This window comes from Prevotella sp. CAG:592, assembly GCF_000436015.1.
GTDB classification, from domain to species: Bacteria; Bacteroidota; Bacteroidia; order Bacteroidales; family Bacteroidaceae; genus Prevotella; species Prevotella pectinovora.
On record NZ_FR892543.1, the window covers coordinates 22,150 to 37,895 of the forward strand.

At 52.2% G+C, this 15,746-nt stretch carries 10 protein-coding genes; 6 read left to right on the forward strand and 4 right to left on the reverse strand.

The features are described from left to right. Positions 1–2 precede the first annotated feature (2 nt). Together QVO99_RS03705 and nadB are read right to left on the reverse strand one after the other, a co-directional pair. On the reverse strand, positions 3–872 hold the full coding sequence (locus QVO99_RS03705; RefSeq protein ID WP_022316257.1) for an electron transfer flavoprotein subunit beta/FixA family protein: 870 nt from the start codon (positions 870–872) through the stop codon (positions 3–5). Between the two features lie 306 nt (positions 873–1,178). After that, positions 1,179–2,768: an L-aspartate oxidase gene (gene nadB, locus QVO99_RS03710; RefSeq protein ID WP_022316258.1), complete on the reverse strand. Its 1,590-nt coding sequence runs from the start codon at positions 2,766–2,768 to the stop codon at positions 1,179–1,181. A 229-nt stretch (positions 2,769–2,997) separates the two neighbouring features. Between nadB and dacB the strand changes: the two genes are divergently transcribed. From dacB to QVO99_RS03740, 6 genes are all read left to right on the forward strand, one after another. Beyond that, positions 2,998–4,362: a D-alanyl-D-alanine carboxypeptidase/D-alanyl-D-alanine endopeptidase gene (dacB, locus tag QVO99_RS03715; protein WP_044080859.1), complete on the forward strand. Its 1,365-nt coding sequence runs from the start codon at positions 2,998–3,000 to the stop codon at positions 4,360–4,362. A 162-nt stretch (positions 4,363–4,524) separates the two neighbouring features. After that, positions 4,525–5,883 carry an MATE family efflux transporter gene (locus QVO99_RS03720; RefSeq protein ID WP_044071894.1) on the forward strand — a complete coding sequence of 453 codons (1,359 nt, stop codon included), beginning with the start codon at positions 4,525–4,527 and terminating at the stop codon, positions 5,881–5,883. 252 nt (positions 5,884–6,135) lie between these two features. Beyond that, positions 6,136–6,321, forward strand: coding sequence for a hypothetical protein (locus QVO99_RS03725; RefSeq protein WP_022316261.1), 186 nt, complete (start codon positions 6,136–6,138; stop codon positions 6,319–6,321). A gap of 231 nt (positions 6,322–6,552) precedes the next feature. Beyond that, the gene (locus QVO99_RS03730; RefSeq protein WP_082030985.1) at positions 6,553–8,112 is read left to right on the forward strand and encodes an ATP-binding protein; all 1,560 of its coding nucleotides are present in this window, start codon (positions 6,553–6,555) and stop codon (positions 8,110–8,112) included. A 352-nt stretch (positions 8,113–8,464) separates the two neighbouring features. Next, positions 8,465–11,161 carry a TonB-dependent receptor gene (locus QVO99_RS03735; RefSeq protein ID WP_288176937.1) on the forward strand — a complete coding sequence of 899 codons (2,697 nt, stop codon included), beginning with the start codon at positions 8,465–8,467 and terminating at the stop codon, positions 11,159–11,161. 39 nt (positions 11,162–11,200) lie between these two features. After that, complete coding sequence (locus QVO99_RS03740) at positions 11,201–13,231, forward strand: choice-of-anchor J domain-containing protein (protein ID WP_022316264.1); 2,031 nt, start codon at positions 11,201–11,203, stop codon at positions 13,229–13,231. Positions 13,232–13,435: 204 nt separating this feature from the next. On the opposite strand, the gene QVO99_RS03745 is transcribed toward QVO99_RS03740, so the two are convergent. Further along, the gene (locus QVO99_RS03745; protein WP_022316265.1) at positions 13,436–14,605 is read right to left on the reverse strand and encodes a MalY/PatB family protein; all 1,170 of its coding nucleotides are present in this window, start codon (positions 14,603–14,605) and stop codon (positions 13,436–13,438) included. A 77-nt stretch (positions 14,606–14,682) separates the two neighbouring features. Further along, on the reverse strand, positions 14,683–15,746 hold a 1,064-nt coding region (locus QVO99_RS03750), incomplete at its 5' end, for a PLP-dependent transferase (RefSeq protein ID WP_022316266.1).

Below are 15,746 nucleotides of genomic sequence, written 5' to 3' on the forward strand. Positions count from 1 at the left end.
TCTTATCCAATAATCTTTTCGTCCAACAATTCTTTTATCATTCCCTCGATATCAGTGTCGGAAGCGGTGAGCGTCTTGCTCTCCTTGGCCTGGAACACGATATTCTTCACAGCCTTCACCTTGGTTGGCGAGCCGGCGAGTCCACACTGCTCCGGGTCGCCGTCAACATCGGCTACAGACCACTGGTTGAGCGTCAGATATGGGCGCTCGGCATAAAGCTCGGCGTATGGCATGTCGGCAGTGCGCTCCAAAGGCACGTTGGCACGCTTGTATTTCATCACGAGCTTGGCGTTGCAAGGACGGCAAGGAGCGGCGCTGCCGTTCACCGTGATGACGATAGGCATAGGAGCCTCTACGGTCTCCACTCCTCCGTCGATATGGCGACGGATGGTGAGCACGCCATTCTCACACTTCTCTATCTCCTCGGCATAAGTCACCTGAGAGAGTCCCAGCTTCTGTGCCACCTGTGGTCCCACCTGTGCAGTGTCACCGTCGATAGCCTGACGACCACCGATTACCACATCGGCACCGCCGATTTTCTGGATTGCCGTGGCAAGTGCGTATGAGGTAGCGAGCGTGTCGGCACCAGCAAAGAGTCTGTCGGTCAGCAGCCATCCTGTGTCTGCTCCTCTATAGAGTCCCTGGCGGATGATCTCGGCAGCACGTGGAGGGCCCATGGTGAGGATACCCACTGTGGAGCCTGGATTCTGGTCTTTCAAACGTAACGCCTGTTCGAGGGCGTTCAAATCTTCAGGATTGAAAATTGCTGGCAATGCGGCACGGTTCACGGTGCCTTCAGCCGTCATGGCGTCTTTGCCAACATTGCGTGTGTCTGGTACCTGCTTGGCAAGTACAATGATTTTTAAACCCATATTATTCTGTTATAATGTAAAGTTCATGTTATACAATAGGTGCAAAAATACGATTTTTTTGTTGTGCTGCAAAGAAAAGCACGAAAAAGCTAACAATACAGGTTATAAAAAGACCTGTCTGCTACATTATGAAATGCTAATTTCCTATCATTATGCTGTTTATGACCTTGTCTTGTCAGCAAATGCCAAACCGTCCCTTTTCACTCCAAAAACAACAAAGCCCAAACCTGTCATCCGGAACATCGCCTGATGACTGGTTTGGGGTTAATGCTATATATATCTTTCCGTCAGCCATCCACTCTCCTATTACTTCTTGTCGTAAGCATGAAGAGGATAGTCGATGGTGAAATGCAGACCACGACACTCCTTACGCTCTATTGCCTGACGTGTGATGAGGTAGCCCACGTTTATCATGTTTCTAAGTTCACAGATATCCTTGCTCGCCTTCACCCTCTTGAAGAGCGACTCTGTCTCTTCATAGAGCAGGTCGAGACGGTTCCATGCACGTTTCAGTCTGAGGTCACTTCTCACGATGCCCACATAGTTGCTCATTATCTGTCCCACTTCCTTCACGCTCTGCGTGATGAGCACTTTCTCCTCATTGGTCAGGGTGCCCTGGTCGTCCCACTCCGGCACATGCACATTGAAGTCATATTCATCAATGTGTGCCAGACTGTGCTTTGCAGCCGCATCGGCATATACCACAGCCTCGATGAGTGAGTTGCTTGCCAGACGGTTGCCTCCGTGAAGTCCTGTGCATGAGCATTCGCCGATGGCATAGAGGCGCTTGATGCTCGACTCGCCGTTGAGGTCCACCTTGATGCCGCCGCACATATAATGGGCTGCCGGCCTTACGGGGATATACTCCTTGGTGATGTCGATGCCGATACTCAGACATTTCTTGTATATATTCGGGAAATGATGCTTTGTCTCCTCCGGATCCTTGTGGGTCACGTCCAGACACACATGGTCGATACCGTGTATCTTCATCTCCTTGTCGATGGCACGCGCCACGATGTCGCGGGGAGCGAGACTCAACCGCTTGTCGTATTTCTCCATGAACGACTCTCCGTTGGGCAGTCGCAGGATGCCGCCGTAGCCTCTCATCGCCTCTGTGATGAGGTATGCGGGATGGGTCTCTTGCGGATTATATAATGATGTGGGATGGAACTGCACGAACTCCATGTCCTGCACCGTTCCCTTTGCGCGGTATACCATTGCCTCCCCGTCGCCGGTGGCTATCAGGGGGTTCGTGGTGGTCTGGTACACGGCTCCGCACCCTCCGGTACACATCAGCGTGACCTTGCTCAGATACGTGTCCACCTTCTGTGTCTCCGGGTTCAGCACGTAAGCGCCATAACACTGTATGTTCGGCGTGCGGCGCGTCACCACGATTCCGAGATGGTGCTGCGTTATTATCTCTACTGCGAAATGATTCTCCTTGATGTCGATGTCCGGATTGCTGCGCACGGCCTCCATCAGTCCTCGCTGGATCTCAGCTCCCGTGTCGTCGGCATGGTGCAGGATACGGAACTCAGAGTGTCCTCCCTCACGGTGCAGATCGAAGCTGCCGTCTTCCTTGCGGTCGAAGTGCACTCCCCACTTCACCAGTTCATCAATCTGCTCCGGTGCATTCCTTACCACTTGCTCCACAGCTTCCACATCATTGATGTAGTCACCGGCTATCATAGTGTCTTCGATATGCTTATCGAAATTGTCTATCTTGAGATTCGTCACCGATGCCACTCCTCCCTGGGCGAAGTATGTATTCGCCTCATCGAGCGTTGTTTTGCAGATCAGGCATATCTTGCCTTTGTGTTCTCTTGCTACCTTTAGCGCATAGCTCATTCCGGCGACGCCGGCACCGATAATGAGAAAATCGTATTTATAAACCATAAAGACGTTTGTTTTAATCAATGCAAAAGTAATAAGATTTTCTTAAAACGGATAAATATCGGAGGCTTTTTGTAGGTTATTACATTCTTTAATAGTAATTATTCCACTTTTTCGCCCAAAAGTTCGTAATTTTGTAAGCGTTATGGAATTTGGAGTACCATAGCAGCGACTTTTCCTGTTGCTTTTCCATTGGCACACCAACATCAAACCCATCTGAACATATCAATAAATGAAAAAGAGAAAACTGTTTGCAAGTGGCATAATAAGTCTTGCGGCGCTGTTGCTGCTTCCGATGTATGCCACCGACGAGGTCACTCATTGCGCATTTGCCCAAGAGACCTGCCTCAACGAAATATTCAATGACGACGACACCGTAATCGTAGACACCGTCGACGTGGACACCATGACGATTGGCATCCAGCAGAACGACTCCACCGACGAGGCGTCTGACGACGGTGACGACATCGACGACGACGAGGACCTGCCGTGGCCGGAGAACGTGAGACACAGGATTGAGAAGATTTTCGACAACACCACGATATTCAACACCTCGATGGTGGGAATGAAAATCTACGACCTCACCGCCGACTCCACTATCTACGAACGCAACGCCTCTCAGCTGATGCGCCCTGCCAGCACTCTGAAGATGATGGTGGCGGTGACGGCTATCGACCGTCTGGGTGCAGGCTACGAACTGAAGACGCGCATGGCATATACAGGCAGGACAGACAGTCTGACGCTCCGCGGAAACCTGTATGTGAAAGGTGGCTTCGACCCCACGATAGGGAGCGACGACATCGCCGAGTTTGCCGACAGCGTGAAGGCGCTCGGCATCGACACCATCGACGGCAACATATATCTCGACCTCACGATGAAAGACAAGGACCGTCTTGGCGAGGGTTGGTGCTGGGACGACGACAATCCTGTGCTCTCTCCACTGCTCGCCGGCAGGAAGGAGGAGTTCGGCGAGAGACTGCAGAGGAAGCTCAGACAGAATGGTATCACCGTGACAGGAACGTGCAGCAACGGTTCGATGCCCTCCGGCGCTCACACCTTATATATAAAGCGCACCCCATTGCTCGAAGTGATGCGCCGCCAGCTGAAGCGCAGCGACAACCTCTATTCTGAAGCGATATTCTATCAGCTGGCTGCCGAAGTGGCAGGACGCAACACCGCATCTGCAAGACATGGCAGACAGGCGGTGAACGCCATAATATCCAAGGTGGGCAGGAGGCCTTCGGCATATTATATCGCCGACGGCAGCGGACTGTCGCTATACAACTACGTGTCGCCGGAACTGGAAGTGGACTTCCTGAGATATGCCTACCGCCATCCTGAAATCTACGACAACATGCTGCCTTGCCTGCCTATAGCCGGAGTGGACGGCACTCTCTCGAAACGCATGCGTAAAGGGGCAGCACATGAGAACGTGAAGGCAAAGACGGGCACGGTGACAGGTGTCAGTTCGCTCGCCGGATATCTCACCACGGCCAACGGCCACCGCATCTGCTTCTCTATCATAAACATGGGAATCAGACATTCTTCTTCTGGCAGGAACTTCCAGGACAAGGTCTGTCAGGCTCTCTGCAAATGACGGTGGGACGGACATCTGACTTTTACGGACTCCCCGAAGCGGCATCCGTCTTTTCATCCCGAAACGGCAATCAGACAGTCTCGGGGCTTGACATACAGGATAAAAAAACGACAACCAGAGCATAGGAAACGCAAGTACTGAAGCGGTACGACAATGACAAAGATGAAGAAGCAAAGAGACAACTACACTTTTCTCACTCACGCTCCCGTACACAGGGTGATTGTAAGCATGGCGGTACCCACCATAATATCAATGCTGGTGACAAGCATATACGGAATGGTCGACACATACTACGTGGGACAGATAAACACGCAGAGCACTGCCGCCGTGGGCATTTCATTCTCTATAATGACCATCATACAGGCAATCGGATTCTTCTTCGGACACGGTTCGGGCAACTACATATCACGGATGCTCGGCGCAAAGCGCACCGACGAGGCGAAATATATGGCTGCCACAGGACTTGTGGGCAGCGTGACTTTCGGTCTGGCGGTTGCAGTGGTGGGACTGGCGTTTCTTTCCGACATCTGCATATTCCTCGGTTCCACGGAGACCATTCTGCCATACACGGAACGATACCTGGGCATAATCCTCGTGGGAGCGCCGTTCATGACGGGTGCCTTCACGCTGAACAACCAGATGCGCTTTCAAGGCAACGCCAAATATGCCATGTATGGCATACTCAGCGGTGTGGTGCTCAACGTGGTGCTCGCACCGATACTGATATTCTATTTCTGTCTGGGAATAACGGGGGCTGCCGTGGCTACGCTCGTGAGCCAGACGATGAGTTTCTTCATACTGTTCAACATGACTCGCCATCGGGGCAATATAGCCATTGAACTAAGGAACTGCCGCCTTTCGGGCGCCTTCGCCAAGGAAATAGTCATCAACGGCACTCCGTCGCTCTCACGACAGGGACTGGCGAGCGTTGCCACGATAATGCTGAACATCGCTGCGGGGGCCTACGGCGACGCTGCCATAGCGGGAATGTCGATAGTGACGAGGATTTCCAATTTTGTGTATGCTGGCATTGTGGGACTGGGACAGGGATTCCAGCCGCTTTGCGGATTCTGCTGCGGAGCGAAGCTGCTCGACAGGATATACGAGGGCTTTGTTTACTGCATAAAGATAGGCACGGTGTTCTTCCTCGCCATCACCATAATAGGCTTCATATTCACGGAACCCATAATATCGGTATTCCGCGACGACCCTGCCGTAATAGCCGTCGGCACCGCAGCTTTCCGCTGGCAGCTCATCACCTACCCTCTCATCGCCACCATCATCCTCACCAACATGCTGTCGCAGACGGCACGCAAACCGATGCGTGCCAATCTCGTGGCCGCCTCGCGCAGCGGTATGTTCTTCATCCCGGCGGTATTCATCCTCCCATTGTTTCTCGGTCTGCAGGGCGTGGAGATGAGTCAGGCGGTGTCCGACCTCTGTTCGTTCCTCCTCTCAGTGCCTGTGGCATGGAGCGTGTTCCGCGATCTGAAAAAGGATTTCGGGAATGACCATGGTTAACCCCAGAATCCAGGCTAGCCATAATGCCAGATTCTGGACTAACGAAAAATGTTTTTCTCCGGAAAAGTGTCAAAGTATCATTTTCCGGTTCCCCACAGCATCCAAAGTCAAACAAGCCAACAAGTTACCGTTATGACACTTTTCTGAATGCTTTACAGAAAAGTATCATAAAAGTATCACTGAAGTGTCATGCCGCTTTGCGCCACCCGGAGATTTCCAAACCACAATCATTGGCAAGGATAACAAAACCTCATGAAACAGGCAACGATTGTGCCCAACCGGGGCAAGCAGCGTTCTCAAGTGGGGCAAGCAGCGTGCCCCAAGTGGGCAAGCAGCGTGCCCAAAACTGAGCCCAAAGTTTCCATAAGAAGAAACACCCGTAAAGGAAATGAAAAGAAGCGGCATCTGAACAAACTCTTTCCTGTTGATGAGGAATGACATTATGCTTACTCGTCGATTTTTTCATACATAAAGGATGTTCATCATATACAAATTGATCGAGTCATTGGATAACAATAAATTATCCAATGCTTGAGAATGCCCCTTTATGGTATTGCCATGGAGCGTTTTTTGTAAAAGACTTGCCGTTTATTCAAATAATCACTATATTTGCAATAGAATGCAGCATATCGCATCCTACATGGATGAATAACAGCAAAACAAATGACCATGGCACAGGCAAGAAAATATCCGATAGGCATACAGACGTTCAGCGAGATTCGGGAACGTAACTATCTTTATATCGACAAGACGCAGTATCTTGTGGATTTCATCGACAAGGGTTATAAGTATGTTTTCCTGAGCCGCCCGAGGCGGTTCGGCAAGTCGCTGTTTGCCTCGATGATCCATGCTTATTACGAGGGGCGCAAGGACTTGTTCGAAGGCCTCGCCATGGGAGAGTATGAGAAGGACTGGGTGAAGCATCCCGTGCTGCACTTCGACATGAGTGCAGCCAAGCACATGGACAAGGACATGCTCGAGCGTTATCTTGCCGACATGCTCACCGACCAGGAAGCCGTTTTTGGCTACAAGAGCGAAAAGCAAGACCCCAACATTCGCTTGAAAGACCTGGTGGTGACGGCAAACAGGCTAACAGGCCGGAAAGTGGCGCTCATCATCGATGAGTACGACGCGCCGCTGCTTGACGTGGTGCACGAGGAACTGAACCTTGTCGCCCTGCGTCGCGCAATGCAGAACTTCTATTCGCCCATCAAGTCGCTCGACCCGTATCTTGAGTTCGTGTTCCTCACGGGCATCACCAAGTTTGCGCAGCTCAGCATCTTCAGTGAGCTGAACAACCTGTTCAACATATCCATGTACGACAAGTATTCCGCCATCTGCGGCATCAGCAGCGAGGAGCTCCACACTCAGATGCTGCCCGATGTGGAGCGCCTTGCCGAGCACCTGCACCTCAGCGTGGACGAGACATTCGAACGGCTCAAGCGGAAATACGACGGCTATCATTTCAGCAAGAACTCTGAGGATGTGTACAATCCGTTCAGCTTGATCAAAGCCCTTGCCTCAGGCGACATCGGCGACTACTGGTTCGACTCGGGCACGCCCACCTACATCATCAAATTGCTCCAGAAATACAATGTCGGCTTGCGCGACCTCACTGGCCAGGACGCCGGAGTGAGCGACTTCGACGTGTCGCCAGAGAACATGACCACCGCCCTTCCGTTGCTCTACCAGAGCGGCTACCTCACCATCAAGCACTACGAACCGATGATCGACCTCTACACGCTGGGCTATCCCAACGAAGAGGTGCGCACGGGGATGGTGCGCTCGCTTGCCGCCAACTACCTCACGCCGGCCGAGGGCACCAACAGCAGTTTCGTCATCAAGTTTGTCAAGGCGGTCATCGCCGACGACATGGAGCAAGCGCTCACGCTGATGCGCGCCTATCTCGCCGGCGTGTCCTACCGCCTGTCGAACAAGACGGAGCGCGACGTGCAGACCATCTTCTATCTGGTGTTCTCGCTCATCGGCTCGTTCATCAAGGTGGAGGAGGAAAGTGCGCACGGCAGGGCCGACGTGGTGATCACGCTGCCCTCGGTGGTCTACGTCATGGAGTTGAAGTTTGACGGCTCCGCCGACGCCGCGCTCCGCCAGATTGACGAGAAGGGCTATCTCATCCCCTATACAGCCGACGGCAAACGGCTGGTAAAGGTGGGCGTGAACTACAGCAGCGAGGAACGCACCATCACGGAGTGGCGGATAGAAGGATAGCTGCGACTCTTTATCAAAAAAAAATTGAAAAGTATTTGCGTGTCTCAATCATTATAAGTGTCTTCGCTCCGATAATTCAAGTATCTCAAAATGAGGAGTAAACTGCACTGTAAGAAATGCTTCCAGTGTTGCCTTGTCAAATTAGTCCGTTGTCAATGGACCAATTACTATTTCATCACTGCCTGCTAAAACAGGTTCATTAATTCGTCCCGTTTTCTTCTTTTTCCAACATTATTTGGCGGTTTCCCATTAAAATTACATTACAAAGCGCCTTTTTGTTTAACATTTATAGGGTTATTAAACATTAATTTGTATATTTGTGCAGTATTAATCAACTTTTACAAATTTAAGTATGAAAAATCATCTAAAACATCTCCTTCTCGTGGCTGTGCTGGCCATTGTCGGCACGGTGACGGCAGTGGCTCAGTCCACGCTAAGAGGTAAGGTAGTTGATGCGGAAAACAACGAACCGCTCATCGGTGCTACGGTAACCGTTAACGGCGTCAAGGTGGCAACCGACATCGACGGTGCTTTCACAGTGAAAGGCGTAAAGGGAACTGCAGAAATCACTGTAGACTACATCGGCTACAAGTCTAAATCCATGAAGACCAATGCCAGCAAGGGCGACATCGCCACCATCAGCCTGAAGCCAGATGGACGCATGCTCGACGACGTAGTGGTGACATCACAGGTGGCTGTGGCAAGAAAGACTCCGGTGGCTGTGTCTTCCGTTCCGCTCTCGTTCATCGAGGAGAAAATCGGAACACAGGAGTTCCCAGAAATCCTCAAGTCTACCCCTGGCGTGCATGCCAACAAAGAGGGTGGTGGCTATGGCGACTCTGAGATATACATGCGTGGATTCGACAACACCAACATCGCCGTGATGGTGAACGGAGTGCCTATGAACGACATGGAGAGCCAGAACGTATACTGGTCTAACTGGGCTGGTCTGACCGACGTGACCCGTTCTATGCAGACACAACGCGGACTCGGTGCTTCAAAGGTGTCGGCACCTTCTGTAGGTGGTACCATCAACATCATCACAAAGTCTATCGAGGCAAAGAAGGGCGGATCGATATATTATGGTATGGGCAACGACAACATGAACAAGGTGATGTTCACCGTTTCTACTGGTCTGTCAAAGACAGGATGGTCGATGACATTGCTCGGTTCAAAGACATGGGGCGACGGATACGTGCAGGGCACTGAATTCTCAGGCTACACATACTTCCTGAACATCTCCAAGCGCCTGAACGACAAGCACCAGCTCTCGTTCACCGCCTTCGGAGCTCCTCAGGAGCACTTCCAGCGCAAAGACGCGCTGACTCTCGCCGACTGGAAGATGACAGAGCAGGTGTGGGGAGTGAAAGACCACAAGTATAACCCTACTTACGGTTTCGACAGCAACGGCAAGATGCGCTCTGCCGAATATAACGTTTACCACAAGCCTCAGCTGAGCCTCAACCACCAGTGGCAGATCAACGACAATTCGTCGTTGAGCACCGTGCTCTATATGAGCATCGGCCGTGGATACGGATACAGCGGACAGGCGAATACCGACTACGGATACTCTTACACCGACTGGTATGGAGCATACAAGGGAGTGATGCAGAACAAGTTCCGCAAGGCTGACGGCACATTCGACTATGGCGCTGTAGAGGAACTGAACGCCAACAACGAGAACGGTTCTATCATGGTGATGACAAAGGCGAAGAACTACCACAACTGGTATGGACTCGTTTCTACATACAACACCAAACTGACAAAGGACATCGACTTCTACGGTGGTGTAGACTTCCGCTTCTACAAGGGCACACACACCAACGACATCGTTGACCTCTATGGAGGCAAATATTTCATTGACAGCACCCGCAAGTCGGTGAAACCTGAAAACAACGCCAATGCCGCAAACCAGAGCTGGGTATACCAGAAGCTCGGCGTGGGCGATGCTGTATATCGCGACTATGACGGACACGTGGTTCAGGAGGGTGCCTTCTTCCAGGCTGAATACTCCAAGAACGGTCTCTCTTCATTCCTCTCTGGTTCGCTCTCAAACACTTCTTACTGGCGTTACGACCGTCTCTACTACGACAAGAAAAACGCTGAGTCTGAGACCAAGAACTATCTCGGCTTCACCGTGAAGGGTGGTGCCAACTACAACTTCAACGAGCATCACAACGCATTCTTCAACGTGGGCTACATCAGCCGCGCTCCTAAGTTCAACTACGGTGCGTTCCTCTCATTCGCATCAAGCAACGTGACTAACCCTGACGCCAAGAACGAGAAAGTAGTATCATTCGAACTTGGCTACGGCTACCGTCTGAAGTGGCTGCAGGTTGACGTGAACGCTTATTGGACAAAGTGGCTCGACAAGACAATGGCAAAGAGCTCTACAGTGGGCACGGCACAGGTTGACGCCTTCGTGAACATGACCGGCGTGAACGCCCTGCACAAGGGTATCGAAATCGAGGCAAAGGCAAGTCCGCTCTACTGGCTCGACGTGAACGCCATGTTCTCTATCGGCGACTGGAAATGGGACAGCAATGCCAAGGGATACGTGTTTGACTACAACGGACAGCCTCTCACAAAGGACGGAAGCATAGCAAGCGGTATCGGAGCAGAAGATCATCTCTCTACGGGTATCAACCTGAAGGGTATCCATGTTGGCGGCGCCGCTCAGACAACGGCAGCTCTCGGCGCTACAATCAAGATCGGCAAGGAGATTCGTATCGGTGCCGACTGGACTCTCTACGCCCGCAACTATGCCTACTATTCTATCTCGGGCAGCAACCTCTCGCTGGGCAAGACAAACACCGTGGCTGACCCATGGAGAGTGCCTACAGCAAGCCAGTTCGACCTCAACGCATCTTACAAGTTCAAGATTGCAGGTCTGAACGCCACAATCTCGGGCAACGTGAACAACCTCTTCGACTATCAGTATCTGGGCAAGGTGTGGAACCCAAGTTCCGGCACTGCAACAAAGGACAACATCTACGGATTCTATGCCTTCGGACGCACGTTCAGCACAAGACTGAAGATCAATTTCTAATCAACCGTATACATTATATATATATAACATTAGAAGAATATGAAAAAGATATATTTACTGTCGGCTGTCGCCCTGCTGTCGCTTACCGCGTGTAACGACTTTGAAGACCAGTTTCATATCGGCGACCAGATTACCGACGTGAAGAAGGATTTGCCTATAGTGCTCGAGGATGGTGACTACACCGCCATCGCCAATCTCGCAGCCAACAAGGCGCTCGCCGCACAGCTCGACGAGCAGAGCGGAACTACAGCGTATACCGACGCGTTGAATAAACTCGGCACACAGAAGTATTTCGACAATATGATTACCGCCGACCAGTTCCTGCCGGCATTCATCAACAACAAATATCCTGCTGCCGACCTGGGCTCTACGTTCAAGGTGACATACAACGAATATTGCGGAAAATCGGAATATCTCGCCGACTTCGACAACATGAAGGGTGAATACACTCTGACTGCCGACGACTACAACACTATCTGGGACGGTGCGTCAACGGCTACATACCTCACTCCTTCTACAGAGAACAAGATAGCTGCCGCACTGAAGACAGCAAAAGCCGATGCCAAGGCTGGCGACATCATGGTGGTGAACTACTCTTACTCTGAGTTTGAACCTGCCGGCGGAGGCTCTCAGACAGAGAGTCAATACACCAAGATTTCTGACGTCATCGCCGGTGGCGTGGGTACTTACACCGTGAAGGGCAAGGTGCCGGCAGTTTACAGCCGCGGCTTCCTGCTCTACGACGGAACCGGTTATATCCTCGTATACAAGACCAGCGACGTGAAGGTTGGCGACGAGGTGGCTGTCAGCGGAACGACCACAGAATATGGCGGTCTGCAGCAGTATCCTACCGACGGCACAGAGGTTTCTGTATTGAAGGCTGGCAACGGCACATACACACAGCCTAAGGCTAAGACCATGGGCAGCGCCGAGTTTGAGGCTTATGCCAATGCCCCCTACGTGGCATACGTGACATATACCGGCAAACTGACAATCAACGGCAACTACTACAACGTGGCTATCGACGGAACTGAGAAACAGGGAAGCCTGGCTTACGTTCCGGAAGGAATGGTAAGCGCCGACCTCAACGGCAAGAACGTGGTGGTTTACGGATACACCGTAGGTTCTGCTTCCAAGGGCAAATACGTGAACACCATGGTGACAAGCGTTGCAGAGGCTGCTTCGGGTGCCAAGATGAACGGAATGCGCCGCGCTGCCGCTTCGAAGGCTAACAAGTCGGTGGTATACAAGTTTGACGGCACTGCATGGAAGACATACACCACTTCTGACGCCAAGGTGATGGCTGTTCAGCCTGCTATGTATGAGGCTGTAGGCTCTACCACAATCGGCAAACCTGCCAACTATCTGCCTCAGCTGCTGCAGCAGGCTTATCCTTTCGCCGCTGACGGACAGAAGGTGGCTGTGGTATACCGCAAGTCGGCTACGGCAATGGCTGTAGTGGAATACACATATTCTGCCACTGAGGGATGGGCAGAGTCTAAGGTATACAAGAAGGAGACCACCACTTTCGCCAACACCGAGAATGGCTATGAGGCTCAGATAAGCATGTATCTCAACGAGTCGCTGCTCGGCAACGAGGGTGGCTTCGTGGCATACAACATCAACATCGGCACACTGAGCTACGTATGGTCTAACACCGCGGCTTACGGATGGAAGGCTTCGGCATTCGCCAACAAGGTGAACCAGGCTGCCGAGAGCTGGCTCGTTTCGCCTGCACTCAACATGAAGAAGGGCAAAGACCCTGTAATCTCATTCGAAGAGGCACTCAACTTCCTGGGTTCCAACAACCTGACTGACTTCATACAGGTGAAGGTGTCTACCAACTTCGACGGCACCGACGTGAAGGCTGCCACATGGGAGGACGTGGAGTTTGACCCGGCTACACGCTCTGCCGGCGACTCTTGGAGCTTCGTAACCGTTGGTCCTGCTTCGCTCGCAAAATATGTAGGCAACACTATCCATATCGCCTTCGTATACAAGAGCACTGACGAAGTGGCTCCTACATACGAGTTCAAGAACATCGTGGTGAAGGAGAGAGACGCTGAATAACAGTAATTTCCCCGAATATCAAAGCGGCAATCAGAAACCGGGTCTTCGATGACTTGAGATTCTCATTACCGCTTTGAACAGAATCATAAAAAAGAAGGATGCCAAAGCGACATCCTTCTTTTTTTATGATTTAACCCAAATCGGTCATTAGGGCTTGCTTGTATTTTGTTTCGTCTTTCAACCTCAATCGGGCATCAATTCATATCATCCGCAAACGGCGTCTTTCAGTTGGGAGAGTGCCTGTGTGAGGATGGCGCGCGGCGTTGCCACGTTCATTCTCATGAAGCCTTCGCCACCCTTGCCGAACATCTCTCCGTCGTTGAGGGCGAGACGTGCCTTGTTGACAAAGAGGTCGATGAGCCGGTCGTGATTGAGACCGAGCTTGCGGCAGTCGAGCCACACCAGAAATGACGCCTCCGGTCGCAATGGCCGTATCATCGGCAGATGTTCACGGCAGTAGTCTTCCACATAACGGATGTTGTCTTCCACATAAGCGAGCATCGCCCTGCGCCACTGCTCTCCTTGCTCAAAGGCGGCGATGGTGGCGATGGGCGAGAACATGGGTGCCTCGTTAAGTTCGTTGGCGGCGAGCCACGAATAGAACTTCTTCCTTATCTCTGGGTTGGGGACTATCGAATAGGAGCTGACGATGCCTGCAATGTTGAAGGTCTTCGACGGTGCTCCGAATGTGATGCTACACTGGGCAGCCTTCTCTGACGCCGTGGCAAAGGGCACGTGCTTGTTGCCCCACAGAGCCATGTCGCAGTGTATCTCGTCGGAAATGACTATGATGCCGCGGTCGTAACAGAAGTCGGCAAGGCGTGCCAGCGTCTCCCTGCCCCACACTATGCCTGCCGGGTTGTGAGGATTGGAGAGTATAAGGAGACGGCATTTCTCGTCGGCTACCTCTGCAAGGTTGTCGAAATCCATCGAATATGTGCCGTCGGCATTCTCCTTCAGCGGATTATACACCACTTCTCTGCCGTTTCCCTCTGGAGTGAGGCGGAAGGGATGGTATACCGGCGGCTGGATTATCACCTTCTCGTCGGGATTCGTAAACACGTTTATCACCATTCCGATGCCTTTCACTATGCCCGGAATGTAGCTGAACCACTCCAGCGGCACCTCCCACTGATGGTGGTCGCGTATCCATCGCTGCACGGTGGGCCAGTATTCCTTCGGCTCCACGGTGTAGCCGAAGAGTGAATGGTCGAGGCGGCGGCGCAGGGCATCGGTGATGAACTGCGGTGTCTCGAAGTCCATGTCAGCAACCCACAGAGGCAACAGGTCACCTCTGCCGTAGCGCTCCTCAAGCACCTCGTGCTTAAGGTCGCCACTGCCCGAACGGTCTATTATCTTATTGAAATCGTACATATCAAACTCTATGTGTGCTGATTTTTTGTCGTTGTCTTTATCCTCTGCCGGCAATCACCGGCAGCAAGGGGCATATATCAGCGCTCCACAGCCTGCTTGATATCCTCGAACACGTCGTCCATATCTTCCAGTCCCACTGAAATACGCACCGTAGTGTCGAGCACGTCCATCTTTCTGCGCTCCTCGTCGGAGAAGTTTCCGAAGATAGTGCTTGCCGGATGGATAGCGAGCGTGCGGTTGTCGAAGAGGTTTGTGGCACGGCGGACGAGCTTCAGATTGTTTATCATGCTGAAAGCGGCTTCCTTGCTCTCCAGGTCGATGGTCATCATCGCTCCGGCAGTCTCACCATATTGTGCCACGGCAATATCGTGGAACGGATTGTCGGCGAGTCCAACATAGTTTACGCTCTTTATCTGTGGCAGCTCACGCAGTCTGTTGGCGAGATAGATGGTGTTCTGGCTCTGCACTCTGTAGCGGGCATCGAGGGTCTCCAGTCCGAGCGACTGCATGTATGCCACGTGGGGAGTCATGTAGGCACCGAAGTTGAAGAGCATCTCGTTCTTCATCTTGTGGCCGAATCCCTCTGCCGTGCCGTAGTCGATAACGAGTCCGCCGAGGGTGGTGGCACCGCCTGAGAGGTATTTCGTGCTCGACACCACCTCGATGTCTACGCCGAGGTCTTTTGCCGAGAACTGTGTGAACGGTATCACCGTGGTATCGGCAATCAATGGCACGCCATACTCATGGGCTATCGCCGAGAGAGCCTTCAGGTCTGCCACTTCCATCTGTGGGTTGGTGATAATCTCCAGGAATATGCAGCAGGTGTTGGCATCCATCTTTGAGCGCACCTCGTCGAGGTTGAGCAGATCGCAGGGACGTGCCTCAACGCCGAAGCGTGGCATCGACTCGGTGATGAGCGAGAAGGTATTGCCGAACATGTGTCGTGAGGTGACGATATTCTTGCCTGCTGCCGAGAGGGCGAGTATTGTGTTGCTGATGGCAGCCATTCCCGACGACAGCGCCATCACATTGGCGGCTCCCGTCATTGCCTTCACCTTGTCTTCGAGATACATCACCGTTGGGTTGAGTACTCTGGAATAGTCTGGTGCTATCACTTTGCCTGTGAAGGCGTCCGCCATAT

Bases quoted from the DNA above. Each gene is read 5' to 3' on its own strand.
- QVO99_RS03705 (WP_022316257.1), bottom strand. From the start codon at position 872: ATGGGTTTAAAAATCATTGTACTTGCCAAGCAGGTACCAGACACACGC.
- nadB (WP_022316258.1), bottom strand. From the start codon at position 2,768: ATGGTTTATAAATACGATTTTCTCATTATCGGTGCCGGCGTCGCCGGA.
- dacB (WP_044080859.1), top strand. From the start codon at position 2,998: ATGAAAAAGAGAAAACTGTTTGCAAGTGGCATAATAAGTCTTGCGGCG.
- QVO99_RS03720 (WP_044071894.1), top strand. From the start codon at position 4,525: ATGAAGAAGCAAAGAGACAACTACACTTTTCTCACTCACGCTCCCGTA.
- QVO99_RS03725 (WP_022316261.1), top strand. From the start codon at position 6,136: ATGAAACAGGCAACGATTGTGCCCAACCGGGGCAAGCAGCGTTCTCAA.
- QVO99_RS03730 (WP_082030985.1), top strand. From the start codon at position 6,553: ATGGCACAGGCAAGAAAATATCCGATAGGCATACAGACGTTCAGCGAG.
- QVO99_RS03735 (WP_288176937.1), top strand. From the start codon at position 8,465: ATGAAAAATCATCTAAAACATCTCCTTCTCGTGGCTGTGCTGGCCATT.
- QVO99_RS03740 (WP_022316264.1), top strand. From the start codon at position 11,201: ATGAAAAAGATATATTTACTGTCGGCTGTCGCCCTGCTGTCGCTTACC.
- QVO99_RS03745 (WP_022316265.1), bottom strand. From the start codon at position 14,605: ATGTACGATTTCAATAAGATAATAGACCGTTCGGGCAGTGGCGACCTT.